This window comes from Hamadaea tsunoensis DSM 44101 (genome assembly GCF_000428945.1).
Lineage (GTDB): Bacteria > Actinomycetota > Actinomycetes > Mycobacteriales > Micromonosporaceae > Hamadaea > Hamadaea tsunoensis.
Map to the genome: position 1 here is coordinate 318,402 of NZ_AUAX01000002.1, position 14,929 is coordinate 333,330.

The 14,929-nt window shown below is 70.3% G+C and carries 11 protein-coding genes; 2 read left to right on the plus strand and 9 right to left on the minus strand.

All coding sequences use genetic code 11. The features are described from left to right. Window positions 1-16: 16 nt before the first annotated feature. From G401_RS0104045 to G401_RS55575, 4 genes are read right to left on the minus strand one after another with little or no spacing between them, the layout of a single operon-like run. Window positions 17-1,627: a class I tRNA ligase family protein gene (locus G401_RS0104045; protein ID WP_027341495.1), complete on the minus strand. Its 1,611-nt coding sequence runs from the start codon at window positions 1,625-1,627 to the stop codon at window positions 17-19. Continuing rightward, window positions 1,624-1,992, minus strand: a complete 369-nt coding sequence (locus G401_RS0104050; RefSeq protein WP_027341496.1) for a cupin domain-containing protein — start codon at window positions 1,990-1,992, stop codon at window positions 1,624-1,626. The genes G401_RS0104045 and G401_RS0104050 overlap by 4 nt, the downstream gene beginning before the upstream one ends. Beyond that, entirely contained in the window at window positions 1,974-3,311 is a 1,338-nt protein-coding gene (locus G401_RS43315) for a SidA/IucD/PvdA family monooxygenase (protein WP_064741677.1), read from the minus strand. Before G401_RS43315 ends, G401_RS0104050 begins: the two co-directional genes overlap by 19 nt. A 38-nt stretch (window positions 3,312-3,349) precedes the next feature. Then, a complete protein-coding gene (locus G401_RS55575) occupies window positions 3,350-3,526 on the minus strand; it encodes a hypothetical protein (RefSeq protein ID WP_157545296.1) in 177 nt (58 codons plus the stop codon). Between the two features lie 471 nt (window positions 3,527-3,997). Here G401_RS55575 and G401_RS0104065 point away from each other — a divergent pair, with 471 nt between their 5' ends. Continuing rightward, window positions 3,998-5,218, plus strand: coding sequence for a helix-turn-helix domain-containing protein (locus tag G401_RS0104065; protein ID WP_027341497.1), 1,221 nt, complete (start codon window positions 3,998-4,000; stop codon window positions 5,216-5,218). A 205-nt stretch (window positions 5,219-5,423) separates the two neighbouring features. After that, window positions 5,424-8,024, plus strand: a complete 2,601-nt coding sequence (gene pepN, locus G401_RS0104070; protein ID WP_027341498.1) for an aminopeptidase N — start codon at window positions 5,424-5,426, stop codon at window positions 8,022-8,024. Between the two features lie 79 nt (window positions 8,025-8,103). On the opposite strand, the gene G401_RS0104075 is transcribed toward pepN, so the two are convergent. The 5 genes from G401_RS0104075 to G401_RS0104095 all read right to left on the minus strand — a co-directional run bounded on the left by G401_RS0104075 (window position 8,104) and on the right by G401_RS0104095 (window position 14,779). Continuing rightward, window positions 8,104-8,313 (minus strand): hypothetical protein, encoded by a 210-nt coding sequence (locus G401_RS0104075; protein WP_157545298.1) that lies wholly within the window; start codon window positions 8,311-8,313, stop codon window positions 8,104-8,106. Window positions 8,314-8,461: 148 nt separating this feature from the next. Next, complete coding sequence (locus G401_RS0104080) at window positions 8,462-8,650, minus strand: hypothetical protein (RefSeq protein ID WP_027341500.1); 189 nt, start codon at window positions 8,648-8,650, stop codon at window positions 8,462-8,464. A 185-nt stretch (window positions 8,651-8,835) separates the two neighbouring features. Beyond that, window positions 8,836-9,396 carry a hypothetical protein gene (locus G401_RS55580; RefSeq protein WP_157545300.1) on the minus strand — a complete coding sequence of 187 codons (561 nt, stop codon included), beginning with the start codon at window positions 9,394-9,396 and terminating at the stop codon, window positions 8,836-8,838. 275 nt (window positions 9,397-9,671) lie between these two features. Then, window positions 9,672-12,356: an NB-ARC domain-containing protein gene (locus tag G401_RS0104090; protein WP_027341502.1), complete on the minus strand. Its 2,685-nt coding sequence runs from the start codon at window positions 12,354-12,356 to the stop codon at window positions 9,672-9,674. Further along, complete coding sequence (locus tag G401_RS0104095; protein WP_169734145.1) at window positions 12,353-14,779, minus strand: NB-ARC domain-containing protein; 2,427 nt, start codon at window positions 14,777-14,779, stop codon at window positions 12,353-12,355. Before G401_RS0104095 ends, G401_RS0104090 begins: the two co-directional genes overlap by 4 nt. Window positions 14,780-14,929: the final 150 nt, after the last annotated feature.

Below are 14,929 nucleotides of genomic sequence, written 5' to 3' on the forward strand. Positions count from 1 at the left end.
TGCTCCCTCATATTGATCATCTTGCACCCGTAACTGCGGGCACATTTTCTCCGACAACCGCGGATACGGAAACCCGCATCCGGGGCAACCGGAACGGCGCGATCTCCTTGACCGTGCTGCGCGTCGTGATCGCCAGCTCGACACCGTCCGCCTTCGCCTGGTCACCGGCGTCGGCGAGGATCGGGCTCGCGCAGGCGAGCAGCGTCCGGGCCGCGAGCAGCACGTCGCCCGGAGCGGCCGCCTGCTTCGTGACGCGGTCCACATAGGTCATGATCGCGTCGGCGGCGCGGTGCAGGCTGAAGGATTCCAGTTCGTACGACCGGGAGAACCGGTCGACGATGATGTCGGCCTGCTCCCGCCCGGTCTGGGTGACCTCCAGCCGCGCCTCGCCGTCCAGCCCCGCGCCCAGTTCGTCGACCCGGTCGGCGAGCCGGTTCCACGGCTTCACCAGCCGCTCGGCGACGAGCTTGTCCAGACCCGCCCGGCTGAAGTTCGTCCGGGAGTGCTCCGGCGCGGTGAGCGCGAGGTAGAAGTGGACCAGGTCGCGGGGGACCTCCGCGACCAGGTCCCGGGTCCATACCACGTGGCCCCGGCTTGTCGAGAACTTCTCGTTCTCCAGCTCGTAGAACTCGTTGCAGACGATCGCGTCCGGCACGACGTACCGGTCGCCGTGCGCCATCAGCAGGGCCAGGTGCGTCATGCCCCAGAAGTACGCGTTGTCGAAGCCGAGGAAGTACACCAGCGCGATGTCGTTCTCGGCGAGCCACTGCTCGTCGAAGCTCTCGGCGCGCTCGCCCATCTCCTTGGCCGCCCACCAGGTGCAGTACATCGAGGCGGGCATCCCCTCGACCCAGGCGTTGATCGTCTGCCCGGGCGTCTCGGGGAACGGCGCCGGGATGCCCCACGGCGTGGGATAGGTGACCGGGAAGTCCGGCAGCGGCCGGCTGAGCGCCTCGTCGATGAGCTGCAGCATGTGCGGGCGGAACCGCGTCCGGTTGGCCGCGTAGTACGCGGCGAGCCGGCCCCGGTACTCCTCCATCGGCAGCACGAGGATCTCGACCTCGCGGTACGCGACCTCGGCCGTCGGGTCGGTCGTGGACCGGGCGCCGATCAGGTCGTCGAAGTTGTTCGGGTGCCCGCAGGACTCGCACAGACCCCCGCGGCTCTCCAGCAGGCAGACCGGGCAGTCGCCGGCCACCAGCCCCTCCATGAGGTACTCGCCGGTAGCCACGACGTAGGGCAGCCGCACGGTGCGCAGCTTGAACCGGCCGGCCGCGTGCAGCGCGCCGACGAAGTCCAGGACCGTCTTGCGGTAGCCGTCGTCGAACGGGGCGAACCCGTCGACGGCGACCCCCGCCGCGTCGAGGGTGTCGCGGATCTGGTTCCAGCAGCGGGCGGCCAGTTCCTCCGGCGTCGTTCCGGCCCGGCGGGCACTGGCGACGACGTAGGTCTGGCTGTCGTCGGTGCCGGTCGTGTAGATCACCGGCCGGCCGGCGGCCCGCAGGTAGCGCGCGTACACGTCGCAGGCGAGGTAGGGCCCCGCCATGTGGCCGACGTGCAGATCGCCGTTGGGAGTGGGCGGCGGGGCGATGATCACCGTACGCCGCCCGGCGGGCGATGTGCTCATTGCGCGCCTTCGGCGTGCCGGTCGGCGAAGCGCTGAGCCATCTCCAGGTCCCACCAGACGCTGTACATCTCGAAGTCCTCATCGGACTCGTTGATGACGCTGTGCTCCTTCTGCGGCGTGAAGTGCACGATGTCGCCGGCGACGAACGGCCGCCGCTCGCCCTGCGACTCCAGGACCGCGCTGCCGCGCAGGGCGATGAAGATCTCGTACTCGTGGTGGGCGTGGGGAGTGGAGGCCGTGCCCGGCCGGATGACGCACCACGAGCCCTCGAACGGGGCGTTGAGGACGGGCCACGGCAGCAGACGCTGCGCGTCCAGGCCGTTCTCGTGGACCAGCTGTGCACGCTCTAGGCCGCGGATTTCCATGTGGAGACCCCCTTCTGCTGCGGGATGGTGGTGACGGTGGCCGGGGCGATGTGCCGGCGCTCGTGAGCGATCAGGTCGGCGGTGATCTCGCCGGACCGCGCCGCGAGCACGCTGAGGAGCGAGTCGGCGATGCCGTGCGTGGACTCGTTGACGCCCTGCAGGTAGCACAGGGCCGAGCCGGGCTTCACCGGTCCGTGGTCGAGCCGGTAGTGGCGGGTGACCGCCACGTCGGTCATGCCGAGAGACTCGCTGAGCTGGCGGACGAGCCGGGGCATCGCCCGCACGAATCCGGTGCCCAGCAGGAGCACGTCGGCCGTGTGCTGTTCGATCTGGCCGGTACGCCGGTCCTTGACCGTCAGCACCACCTCGTCGTCGCCGGCCTTCGCCTCGACGACGTCAGCCATGGTGACCATGCGCATGCGTTGGTTGCCCGACAGCCGCTGCAGGTACATCGTCCGGTAGAGACTGTCCAGCAGCCCGGGCGCGAGGCCCGCGTAGTTGGACCGGTGCATCTCCTGCAGCATCTGCTCGCGCGCGGCCGGCAGGGAGTTGTAGAACTCCTCGATGAATCCCGGGTAGTACAGCTCGTTGGTGAACTTGCTGCCGTCGTAGGCGAGCAGCCCGATCGACCGCATGACCATGGTCAGCTCGGCGTTGGGGAACTGCTCGTGCGTCGCCCACAGCATCTCGGCGGCACTCTGCGCGCCGCCCAGGACGAGGATGCGGTGCGCGCCGGCCGGGTCCAGCGCGGCGATGCGGGAGGTGTACTCGGTGCTGTGGATGAGGAACCGGCGCGGGATGTCGGCCAGCACCTCGGGGACGTGGGCGTCGCGGCCGGCCCCGATGACGAGGTAGCGGGACTCGATCGTGGAGCCGTCGGCCAGGTGCACGACCCAGCTGGTCGGCGTGCCGTCGGCGTCCAGCTGCGGAACGATGCGCCGCGCCGTACGCCCGAACTCGACGCGTACGCGTGACAGTGAGCCCGCCACCCATTTCAGGTAGCCGGAGATCTCGGCCCGGTAGGGCGTGAACGAGCCGAGGTTGATGAAGTCGTCGAGGCGACCCGTGCTGTGCAGGTAGCTGACGAAGGAGAAGCGGCTGGCCGGGTTGCGCAGGGTGACCAGGTCCTTGAGGAAGGACACCTGGCTCTGCGTCCACGACAACAGCATCCCGGGTTGCCAGGCGATGTCGTCGTTCTGCTCGATGATCAGTGCGTCGGCGGCCAGGGTGTCGGCGGCCAGTTCCTCCAGCGCGATCGCGAGTGCCAGATTGGATGGCCCGGCGCCGACGGCGAGAAGTTCGACATGTCTGTGAGTCAAGGGATCTTCCTCTCTACACGCGGGCGGGAGACGGCGGGTCAGGGCCAGTCGATCTCGTTCGTCGCACCGCCGAGGAAGTGCCACCCCTGAGCGGCCGGCGAAGGCTGCCGGGCGGCGCATCGGCCCTGGGCGCCGGCGGACTGGCCGGCCGCGCCGATCAGGGTCGCGGCGCCGGCCGCGATCACGAACAGCCGGAACAGGACGTGTCTGGTCACGGAAACCCCCGTGGGTTGGATGGATGATCGCGCCGAACGCTAGCCCATTGGCAACATTCGTGGCAAGGATTTTGGATGAGGTTTCCAAGTCATTGCCAAATAGTTGACTGCGGTTCGCCCGCCCGGCACGCAGGCCGGAGGCCTTGGCTGACAACGTTTTCAGGCGCCCTACCAGCAGAAATCACACTGATTCAGTAGGAATTTTCTCCAACGCCGGACGTCGATGCGTGACACGTGTCAACTGGTAGACGGCCGTCTATCAAGATCAGAGGGCCTCATGCCACCTCACACCGGCCGGACCTAGCGGCGAAGCGTCCCGCCTGTAAAGATTTTGTTGCCAAACACAACCACCTGCATGGGATAAATTGCCAAATCGCCGGAAACCGTGCTAACTCTACGAGAGGTCTTCGGAACACTGGGACCGTTCCAGTCTCGCCACGACATCGAAGATCATAGATTAAGAGGGTCGTAATGCTGCAACAACCCCACTTCGGCAGACGGCTGCGGGAATTGCGACTGGAACGCGGGCTCTCCCAGGCCACTCTGGCCGGCGAGGAGATGTCGGCGGGGTACCTGTCGCGCCTGGAGGGCGGCGCCCGGCCGCCGACCCCGCGCATCGTGGCGTACCTGGCCCGCAAGCTGAAGGTGCCGCTGGACTCGTTCGAACCGGCCAAGGCGCCCCCGCTGGCGCGCGTCATGCTGGAGGTGACCTCGGGGCCGCGGCCGACCGCGACCGCCGAGCTGCTCGCCGACGCCATCAAGGCCGCCGACGACCGCGACCCCGACCTGCGCTGGCAGGCCATCTGGCTGCTGGCCGAGATGCTGGGCAGCCAGGGCCGCTACCCGGAGCAGTCCGAGCAGCTCGTGGACCTCGTCCAGCTCAGCGACGCCCTCGACGAGCCCAGACTGCAGGTGCGGGCCCGCACCCAGCTCGCCCGGTGCATGCGGGCGCGCGGCGACAACGCCGGCGCCGGCCGCTACGCCCGCGAGGCGGTCCACCTCGCCGACGCCCACCAGGTCGCCGTACCCGACCGGGCCGCCGCGCTGCTCGTGCTGGTCTCCGCCGAGGCCGAGGCCGGCCTGCTGACCGACGCCCGCGAACACACCGACATCCTGCTCGGGCTGTGCGACTCCGAGACCGGCGGCAGCCTGCGCGTACAGGCGCTGTGGGCGGCCGCGACGGTCCGGGGCCGGCAGGGCGACTCGCTGACGGCGCTGAGCCTGCTCAACGACGCCCTCGCCGCGCTCGAGGCCCGCGACGACGTTCCCCTGTGGATCCGCCTGCACCTGGCCTTCGCCTCGCTGTGCCTGCAACAGCAGCAGCCCGACACCATCCACGCGAAGCGCCGCCTGGAGACGGTCGCGCCGATCCTCAACGTCCTCGGCACGCCCCTGCAGCGCCAGGAGTTCCGGGCGTTGCAGGCCCAGGTCGCCTTCTTCGACGACGACCTGGCCACCGCGCGCGCGTACGCCGAGGAGGTCCTCGCGGGCGCGCCGGCGCTGGCGTTCCGCGACTTCGTCCGGGTCACCATGCTGCTCAACCGCATCCTGATCCTCCAGGGCGAGAAGGCCGACGGCATCCGCAACCTGCAGGACCTCGCCCGGCAGGTGCAGGAGTCGCACAACGTCGACCTGGCTTCGGAGATCTGGCGGACGCTGGCCGAAACGCTCGCCTCGGTGACCGACCGCTGACCCTCCGCAGACCTCCGACGACGCCTTGGCAACAATTGGCACGGATTTGGAAAGTCGGACCGCCGAAAGTTGCCATAACGATCACCGGTGCGTTAGCCTCGGTCGGGCACGCGGCGAAATCACGCTGGTCAATTCCATGCGCCGATCGGTGCTCTGCCGCGCGTACGCCCTCAGCCGTCCTGGCAAGCGCAAAGGAGCCTGTCCGGTGCCCGGAACCAAGCTGACCTACGCCGCGGCGAAAGCCCGCAGCAACCTGCTCTCCGTGACCGCCTACGAGATCGAGCTCGACCTGACCGCCGGGCCGGAGGTCTTCCGGTCCACGACCCGGATCCGGTTCAGCGCCACGCAGCCGGGCGGCACGACCTTCGCCGACCTGATCGCCGACCGGGTCACCGAGATCGTCCTGAACGGCGAGTCGCTCGACCCCGCCTGGGCCTATCAGGACGACCGCATCCTGCTGACCGGACTGGCCGCCGACAACGAGCTGCTCGTCGTGGCCGACTGCCGCTACACCAACACCGGCGTCGGCCTGCACCGGTCGGTCGACCCGGCCGACGGCGAGGTCTACCTCTACACGCACTTCGAGGTGCAGGAGGCGCGCCGCGTCTACACGGCGTTCGACCAGCCCGACCTCAAGAGCCGGTTCACCTTCACCGTCACCGCCCCGGCGGACTGGACGGTCTTCTCCAACTCCCCCAGCCCCGAACCGGAGGCCGCCGGCCCGGACGCCGCCGTCTGGCGGTTCGAGCCGACCGAGCCGCTGCCGACCTACGTCACCGCGCTGGTCGCCGGCCGGTACCACCAGGTCTCGCGTACGCACACCGATCCGTCCGGGAAGGTGGTGCCGCTGCGCCTCGCGGTCCGCGCCTCGATGGCCGAGCACCTCGACGCCGACGAGATCTTCGAGATCACCACCCGCGGCCTGGACCACTACGTGACCACGTTCGGCCAGCCGTACCCGTTCGCCAAGTACGACCAGATCTTCGTGCCGGAGTACAACCTCAGCGCGATGGAGAACGCCGCCTGCGTCACCGTCCGCGAGTCGTTCATCTTCCGCTCGCGGGTCACCGACGCCGTGCGGCACCGCCGGGCCGCCGTGCTGCTGCACGAGCTGTCGCACGTCTGGTTCGGCAACCTGGTCACGATGCGCTGGTGGGACGACCTGTGGCTGAAGGAGACCTTCGCGACCTACATGTCGGTGCACGCGCAGGTGGCCACCACCCGGTGGACCGACTCGTGGGCCGGGTTCGCCAACGCCGACAAGGCCAACGCGTACCGGCAGGACCAGCTCCCGTCGACGCACCCGATCGCCACCGAGGCCGGCGACATCGACGACGCGGTCGCCAACTTCGACCCGATCACCTACTACAAGGGCGCGTCGGTCATCAAGCAGCTGATCGCGCTGGTCTCCGCGCGGGGCGCCGACGGCGACCCGGGCTCGACCGGACACGGCGAGGAGAGCTTCCTCGCCGGCATCCGGGCCTACTTCGCCCGGCACAAGTGGGGCAACGCCACCCTGAGCGACCTGCTCGCCGCGCTGGAGGAGGCCTCCGGACGCGACCTGTCCAGCTGGTCCAAGCAGTGGCTGCAGCAGGCCGGCGTCAACACCCTGCGGCCGCAGTCGGCCGTCGGCGGCGACGGCGCGTACACCGGCTTCACCGTGGTGCAGGAAGCCTCGGCCGAGCACCCCACGCTGCGGTCCCACCGCCTCGGGATCGGCCTCTACGACGGCGGCCCCGACGGGCTCGTGCGCCGCCACCGCGTCGAGGTCGACATCGACGGACCCCGCACCGAGGTGCCCCAGCTGATCGGCGTCACCCAGCCCGACCTCCTGCTGCTCAACGACGACGATCTCGCGTACGCCACCATCCGGCTCGACCAGCGGTCGCTGGCCACGGTGCGGGACGGCATCGGCCAGATCGCCGACCCGCTCGCGCGTTCCCTGTGCTGGGCCGCGTCCTGGGACGCGGTACGCGCCGGCGAGCTCGGCGCCCGCACCTACCTGCGGCAGGTCCTGGCCGGGATCGACACCGAGACCGACACCGAGGTCGTGCAGGCGCTGCACCAGTCGGTGCTGACCAGCGTGGACCGGTTCGTCGCGCCGGCCGCCCGGGCCGAGGCCGCCGGCTGGTTCGCCGAGGCCGCCGCGACCCGGATCCGGACGGCACCGTCCCCCGACCTCCAGCTCGCCTGGGCGTCGCTGCTCGCCCGGCTGGCCACCAAGCCGGCGGACCTGGGCCTGATCGAGGACCTGCTGGAGGCGCGTACCACGATCGAGGGCCTGACCGTCGACACCGAGCTGCGCTGGGCGCTGCTCGGGGCGCTCGTGCGGACCGGCCGGGCGGGGGCGGCGCGCATCGACGCCGAGCGGGAACGCGACCGCACCACCGCCGGCGAGGAGTACGCGCTCGGCGCCCGCGCCGCGCTGCCCGAGGCGGACGCGAAGGCCGCGGCCTGGTCGTCCATCGTGGACGGGCAGCTCAGCAACGGCGCGCAGAAGTCCATCATCGGCAGCTCGATCGGGCTCGGCTTCGCCCAGTCCAACCAGCTGAACCTGCTGCGCGACTACATCGACCGCTACTTCGCGGCCCTCGGCGACGTGTGGGCCGAGCAGCCGGCCGAGGTCGCGCGTACCTTCGCGATCGGGTTCTACCCCGGGCTGTTCGTGGAACCGGCCACGGTCACCCGGACCGACGAGTACCTCGCGAACGCGCAGCCCGCCCCAGCCCTGCGGCGGCTGCTCATCGAGGGACGCGACGAAGTACGCCGGGCCCTGCGCGCGCAGGCGGCCGACGTCTCAGGCTGACACTCCTCCCTCCGCGTGCGGCGTGCGGCAGATTCGGGTCTGCCGCACGCCGCACGCCCCTCGCCGGGAACTGCCCGCGTCAGCCGGCGACCGCGCAGCCGGACGGTGGCACCGCCGCGCAGACGGCGGGATCACGCCGCCAGCGCACCTCGATCGGCAGGCCCACCGCGATCAGGAGGGCGAACGCGTGCAGCGACCGCTCGTCCAGGTACGCGTCGAGCCGGAACAGCGTGGCCCGCAGCGCGGCGCCCGCCTCCTCGAAGGGCCGTCCGGCGTGGGTTTCCAGCACGGCGTTCACCGCCAGTTCGACGCCGTTGAGGGGTTGACCGCGACCGCACATAGTTGGGACAACGACACGCCGATCCCCGCGACACCGGGAGACGCGGCCATGAGTAACCGCCGCGCCGATTCCGAGTAGAAACCTGAGTAGCCAAACATCAGTTCATCGTCGAATCAGGTATCGCGGCTACGTGCGCGTCGACACCGTTGTCGGCTGGGTCGTCGGGCGGCAGGGGTCCGAGGTCGACGATGCGTACCCGGACGCCGAGGACCACTACCGCCACCGTCTCCATCCACGGCTGCCACCACGTGTATGTCGCGAAGAAGCCGCCGGTCGAGAACACCACACGGCGAACGTGGTGGATGTCATGACCTGCTGAGTCCGCCGGCGTACCCGCAAGACCCGGCTGGCGTCCAGGCAACGACCTTGATTCCTACGCAGGTATAGACAGTGCTGTGGGCCGCCAAGACTGTCCGGCACAGTGTGCCAACACCCCTAAGCGTGCCACGGCAGTATCACCTGGGCAGATACTCAGACAATCACGCCAGAACTGGCACGTTCCGGGCGCGAGACCGCGAGGGCAGCAGTATCCCGACGCGAGAACGTCCCCTGTACGGTGAGGCTCTGACGAGCGGCCGCATGGAAGTTGTTAAGGGCTGTGACCCACTTGTCCGCAAGTTCGTGCCACTCCTGCTCGGCGATCTCCGACCCCGTTCTCGCCGGGTGCTCAAGACGCCAGAGTGCATGGTTGAGTTCATGGGCGGCTTCGATGGTAGTTCCGTCGGCAAGGAGTGGCAGTGCCTCGAACCGTTCCGCGCGATGGCCCTCGCGCTCGGCAAGATCATTGATCAAGTCAACGAGGTCGCTCGCGCTGGCGCCCTGGAGGCGTCGTTCGTGCACCTCATTGGCTCGCATCCCTGCCATCTTGACGGCTGAAACATATGCGACGTAGGCATCAAGGCGTCTTTCATCCCATCGAAAGGCGAGGTCGCGAGCCAACCGGTCACGGTCAGACAGCCTGCCAAACATGTATGAGCCGATCGCACCCACCGCCACTGCGATGACGGTACCGATCTGATCCCCAAGATCCATCGAGGCTCCTCCCCCGCAAGACGTGGGTCGACGGTAACGTCACCAGTCAATGCCGACTCGGAGTCCGTCCTGCCCCGAGGTCGCCACCCTTGGGCGCCCTCCAGACGCGAGTACAGAAGCAGCGCGTCGACGACGTCCCCCAGCTGATCGCCCGGCTGGCGGGTAGCGCCACGCCGACAGCGCCCACGATGCCGCGAACGCGCTGGCTGTCGGGTACCAGCCCCGGCCGACTTGCTCGACGAGCGCCTGGTGCAGTTTCCGCGCGGTAGCTGTGATCACCGCGGCCGGCGCATCGCGGGCGGCGTCTGGATCGTGTCCCGGACGTCCCCTTCGGACATCGGATCGCCGAGCAGCGAGAAGATCCCGGCCGCCCGGATCAGCTCGGCCCGGGCCGCCGCCCGGTCGCCGAATCGGAACAGCAGCTCTCCGCGTACCTGGTGGACCCGCGCGAGCAGGTCCTGGTGGATGCGGTCCCAGTCGCGCTGCAGGTCGCGGACGTCGTTGTAGAGCCGGTCGGCCAGCTGCTCGGCCACGCCCAGCAGCTCGGCGGCGCCGAACGCCCGGGCGAGCTGGCACTTGGCCCGGTACTCGCCGCCGGGGTAGCGCATGCCGCGATAGCGGCGCATGGCGATGCAGGCCCACTCGATCGTGCGGCCGATCGCGATGTCCCTGGCCCGGCCGGCCGTCTGGGCGCGGGACAGATGCCAGGCGTGGCGCAGGCTCGCCTCCGAGGCGCGCAGGGCCACGTACGCGCCGCGGGACAGGTCCGACGCCGCCATCCGCTCCGCCGCGTCGAGGTGTTCGAACGCGGTACGCCATTCGCGCCCGCGGCAGGCGGAGTCGGCGAAGGCGAGCTGGGCGTAGAACCGGCCGGCGGTGTCCAGGGTGTCGTCGAGGAGGCGGTCCTGGACCCAGTACGGGCATTCGACGTGATGGTTGTACGCGATCATGATCTCGGCCGTGTGGACCAGCGTACTGTCGTTGGCGAGCTTGGCCTGGCGCAGGCAGCGCTGCAGCTTCTCGCTGGCGAGGTCGTGGGATCCCGCCTGCAGCAGTGTTTCCGCCAGCGCGAGCTGGCTGCGGACCTCGGCCGCGGTGGGCCGGCGCGCAGGCGCGGAGCCGCCGTGGGGGTAGGCGCCGGCGAGCCCGGATTCCGCGTCCTCGTAGCGGCCGACGGCCGCGTAGAACCGCCCGACCGCGATCTGGACCTTGGCGACGGCCTTGTCGTCGGAGTCCAGCCGGGCGGCTTCGAGGGCCTTCCGGTAGGCCTTGTCCGTCGCGTCGAAGTCCAGGCTGAGCGGCGTCGTCCCGTCGAGGAGAACGGCCAGCCGCCAGCACAGCCCGTAGCGGCCGGCGGCGAACGCGACCTCGATCTCGTGCAGGAGGTTGGCGTGCTCGGCCACCACCCAGCCGGTGAGGTCCTCGGCGATCCGCCGGGCGATCTGCGGCGTCTGCGCGATGCCCGCGGCCGGGACCTCGATCGGCTTGTCGGGCGTGTGCACGTTGAGGACGGTCGCGATCAGCGCCTGGTACGCCTGATCGACCTGGTCCAGGGCCTCCGTCCGCTCCTCCTCGGGCAGGTCGTCGGCGTGCTGGCGGGCGAAGAGCCAGGTGAGCGCGTGCATCGTGTACCGGCTGATGCCGCTGTGCGCCGCGGGCGCGGCGACCTCGAGCATCTGCGCGGCCACCAGGCGGTCGGCGAGCGCCTCGGCCTCCCCCGGATGTACGCCGAGCAGCGGGATGAGGATCCACGGCGAGAACGACCGCGACGGCAGCAGCGACAGGTAGACCAGCGCCTTCTGCTCCTGCTGGAGCAGGCGGTCGAACTCGGTCTGCAGGATGGTGCGTACCGGCCGGCCGGGTTGCTCCAGTCGCGACAGGCGGGTCGAGTCCTCGGACAGGTAGGTGGCGACCGCGCAGATGTTGGTCCCCTCGACCGCGATCCGCTCCGCCGCCGACCGGATCGCGACCGGCAGCCGCCCGCACAGCTCGACGATCTCCGCCGCGCACTCGGGCCGGTCCAGCGGGTTGGTCAACGACATCAGCCGGAAGATCTCCAGTGCCTCCGCGGCGGACGGTTCTTGGATCAGCATCGAGGGGGTGGCCTGCATCTCGGGATCCGACGTCAGGTCGCGGCGGCTGGTGACGATCACGGCGTTCTGCGGATCCGTCGGCAGGATCATCTTCACCTGGTCCGCCGTACGCGCCGCGTCGAAGATGAACAGCAGGTTGTGGCCGGCCGTGATGGTGCGGAAGGCGACCGCCCGGCCGTGCCGCTCCTCGGGCATCTCATGCTCCGACCAGCCGAGCTGCAGGAGCAGATCCTTGAGGACGTCGCCGGGCGGCCGCGCGGTCCCCGCCGTCCCCAGGTCCACGGAGATGACGTGGTCGTACTGCGGTGCGAGCCGGGCGGCGAGCTCCCAGGCGATCGCGCTCTTGCCGACGCCGGGCTGCCCGTGCAGATACAACGTCACGCAGCCGATCGCCGGCGGGTCGAATCCGCCGTCCTCGGCCAGGTCGTCCAGAGCGCTCGGCCGGGCATCCCGGTCGGCGCGCTGGTTGCGGTGCGAGGCGAGCAACGCGCCGAGTTCCGCCTCCCGCCCGGCGAACAGCTCCGTCCCGGGCGGTTTGATGGACGGCCGCTGCCGCCGGCCGACCCGGGGCGTGCTGACGCGTACGCTTGTCGGCCAGTCGCCGGAGACGTCGCGCGTGTAGTCCGCCGGTTTCGTCGACCCGAACTCGGTCAGCAGCAATGCCACGCCGCTGAGGACGCCCACCACGCCGAGCGCGGCGTACCGCAGCCCCGGTGGGAGGTCCTCGTAGATCGTGCTCAGGACGGTCGTCACGACGCCCGCGAGGGCCGCGAGCGGCAGCCGCAACGAGCGCAGCCGTCGCCGGACGGTACGCAGCTGCTTGCGCCAGCGCGGAAGGGTACCGGCGTCGGTGTTCTCCTCGGTCACACCGGCACCTCCGGGTTCTCCGTCAGAGCACGGTCACCGTGCGGCCCGGCTTCGGTCGGATCGCGGTCGGTACGCCGGGACAGCCGACCCCGCCGGCTCTCCAGCTCTCTGTCCTCGGCCCGGGTCGTCGCCACGCTGTCGGCGTCCTTGAGCGCTTCGAAGGTCCGGCGAGCCACGTCCAGCATGGAGCCCGCTTCGTCGTACCGTTCCCTCAGCACGTCGTCGGGCCAGGTCTTGCGCATGTACGCCCGGGCGAGCCAGACCAGGGTGTCGGCCTCGATCCAGCGGTCGCCGCAGCGCTCGAAGGTCTGCCGGGTCTCGGCAAGGGCCGGAATCGCCTGGTCGTAAGTGCGCTCCGCGAGATATGCCCGCCCGATCAGCTGACGGCAGTGCCCGGCCGCGTACCGGTGGATGAGGGCGGTGAACCCGCTCAGCGCACCCGCGGCGAGGCTGCGTGCGGTGTCGTACGACTTCTGCTCCAGCGCGAGGACCGCGCGCTGGTGACGGATCCACGGACGCCACAGGCCCTGCTCGAACCGCTCGACGCCGCTGAGGGTGTCGGCGCGTTCGAGCACGGCCTCCGCTTCGGGATACCGGCGGGCCGCCGTCAACGCCAGTCCGTACGCCCAGAGCACGCCGGGCAGCCGGTGCTCGGCCGAACCGCACAGCTTCTCGGCCTGCCCCGCACTGGCCAGCGCCTTGTCGCACTCGCCGGCCAGCGTGTACGCGACCGTCAGCTCCCGCAGGACGCGGACCCGCTCGGCGCCGTCCGTCACAGGCAGATCCCGGGCCAGTTCCTCGGCCTGCTGCAGCTTGGCGACGGCCGCGCCCGTCTGACGCAGGCGCCAGCGGACCCGGCCTTGGATCCGCAACGCGCGGACCCAGGTACGGGTCTCGGTCCCCTTCGCGCCCGCCCGGGCGTACGTGAGCGCGTCGTCGAACCAGCCCAGCTCGGCGAAGACCTCGGCCAACGCGACCTCGGCCAGGTGGGTCTCCTCGTCGGCGCCGGTGGCGGCCCAGTCCGCGTCGTCGGACGCCTGGAACAGCGCCTCTCGCGCGACCGCCAGCGCCTCGTCGAGCCGGCCCTGGTCGAGCAGCTGATAGACGCGTACGCGATGGGCGAGATCCGGATCCTGCCGCGAGCGCTCGTCCCGCCCGGCCCGGTACGCGGCGAGTGCCGCCACCGCTCCCTCCTCGGGGACCTCACTGGCCCGCAGGACGCGCGCGTACTCGGTGGTGTAGCGCGGGATGCGGTAGACGGCGACGCCGGAGCGCTCGTCGATGCGGACCTCGGCGAAGCGGACGCGGGCGAGCCGGTCCAGGATGCGGGCCGCGGTCATCTCGTCGAAGGACGACCACTCGGGGTAACCGCCCTGGGCCAGCGCCATCAGCATCCAGGGGGCGACCCGCCGAGTGTCCAGCAGGGACAGCAGCGCCAGGCAGGTGCGCTCCTGGTCGGTCAGCAGCGCGCACGCGAGATTGAGGACGCCGACGAACGGCGGCAGGTCGGCCTCCGGAGCGGCGATGGCGATCGCCTGTGCCTCGCCGAAGGCGACCTCCAGATCCCAGCCGCGCCGGGTCTGGATCGCCGCCCCGGCCATCTGCAAGGCGGCCGGATGCCCGGCGGAGGCCACCACGATCTGTTCCATCTGGCGGGCGTCCGGCGTTTCGGTGCGATCGCCGAGCAGCCGCCGCAGCAGCTGGCGCGAGGCGGCCGGGTCGAGCAGGCCCAGCTGCACCGGCAGGTCGGCGCTCACCTCCGTGACCGCCCGGCGCGAGGTGACGATCACCGCGCAGCCGGGAGCCGTGGGCAGAAAGCGCTTCACCGAGACCGAGTCGTCGACGTTGTCGAGGACGATGAGGATGCGTTTGCGGTGTGTCTTCCTGCGGTACCACTGGCCGAATTCGCGGTCTTCCGGCGGCGTCTCGGCCGGTGTTCCCAGAGCCCGCGCGAAATAGGCTCGCGCGTGCTTGTCGTTGTCGGGCCGCTGCGTGTCGAAGCGGACGAGAATCTGCCCGTCGGGAAAGGCGCGCGTGACGATGTGGCCGGCGGTGACCGCGAGGGCGGTCTTGCCGACGCCTTCGTCCCCGACGATCGTCACGACCCTTGCCCTCGGCGACTCGGGGCCTTGCAGTAGTCGGCATACCTGCAGCAGTTCGCGGTCGCGGCCGACCAGGATTCCGGGCGGCGGCGGGAGGTCGGCCGGCTCCAGGTACGGCCGGCGGATGATGAGCCGCGTCCGGCCCACGTACCGCCGGTTGAGCAGCGCCTGGGTCAGCAGCGCCCCGGCGATGCCGACGCCCATGACCGACAGCAGGGCGACCGCCGCCGTAGGCGATCCGAAGAAGACGGTCCCGCCCGCCGAGACCACCATGACCGCGGCGAAGATCAGCACGCCGTTGCGTGGCGAGGTCACTTTCATCGGCCGCACCTCCGGGGGCGATTTTGCCAGCGCCGGGCAAGTCCGGTAATGGTTGTGAGTCCACTGCGGACTTGTGACGGACATGAATGCGACCGGTCAGTGGCAAGCTCTCGTCCTTTTGTGTGCCGCCCGGGGAATTCGTCTGCCGGA

Coding starts and splice junctions, on each gene's coding strand:
- G401_RS0104045 (WP_027341495.1), bottom strand. CDS start 1,627: ATGAGCACATCGCCCGCCGGGCGGCGTACGGTGATCATCGCCCCGCCG.
- G401_RS0104050 (WP_027341496.1), bottom strand. CDS start 1,992: ATGGAAATCCGCGGCCTAGAGCGTGCACAGCTGGTCCACGAGAACGGC.
- G401_RS0104065 (WP_027341497.1), top strand. CDS start 3,998: ATGCTGCAACAACCCCACTTCGGCAGACGGCTGCGGGAATTGCGACTG.
- G401_RS55580 (WP_157545300.1), bottom strand. CDS start 9,396: ATGGATCTTGGGGATCAGATCGGTACCGTCATCGCAGTGGCGGTGGGT.
- G401_RS0104095 (WP_169734145.1), bottom strand. CDS start 14,779: ATGAAAGTGACCTCGCCACGCAACGGCGTGCTGATCTTCGCCGCGGTC.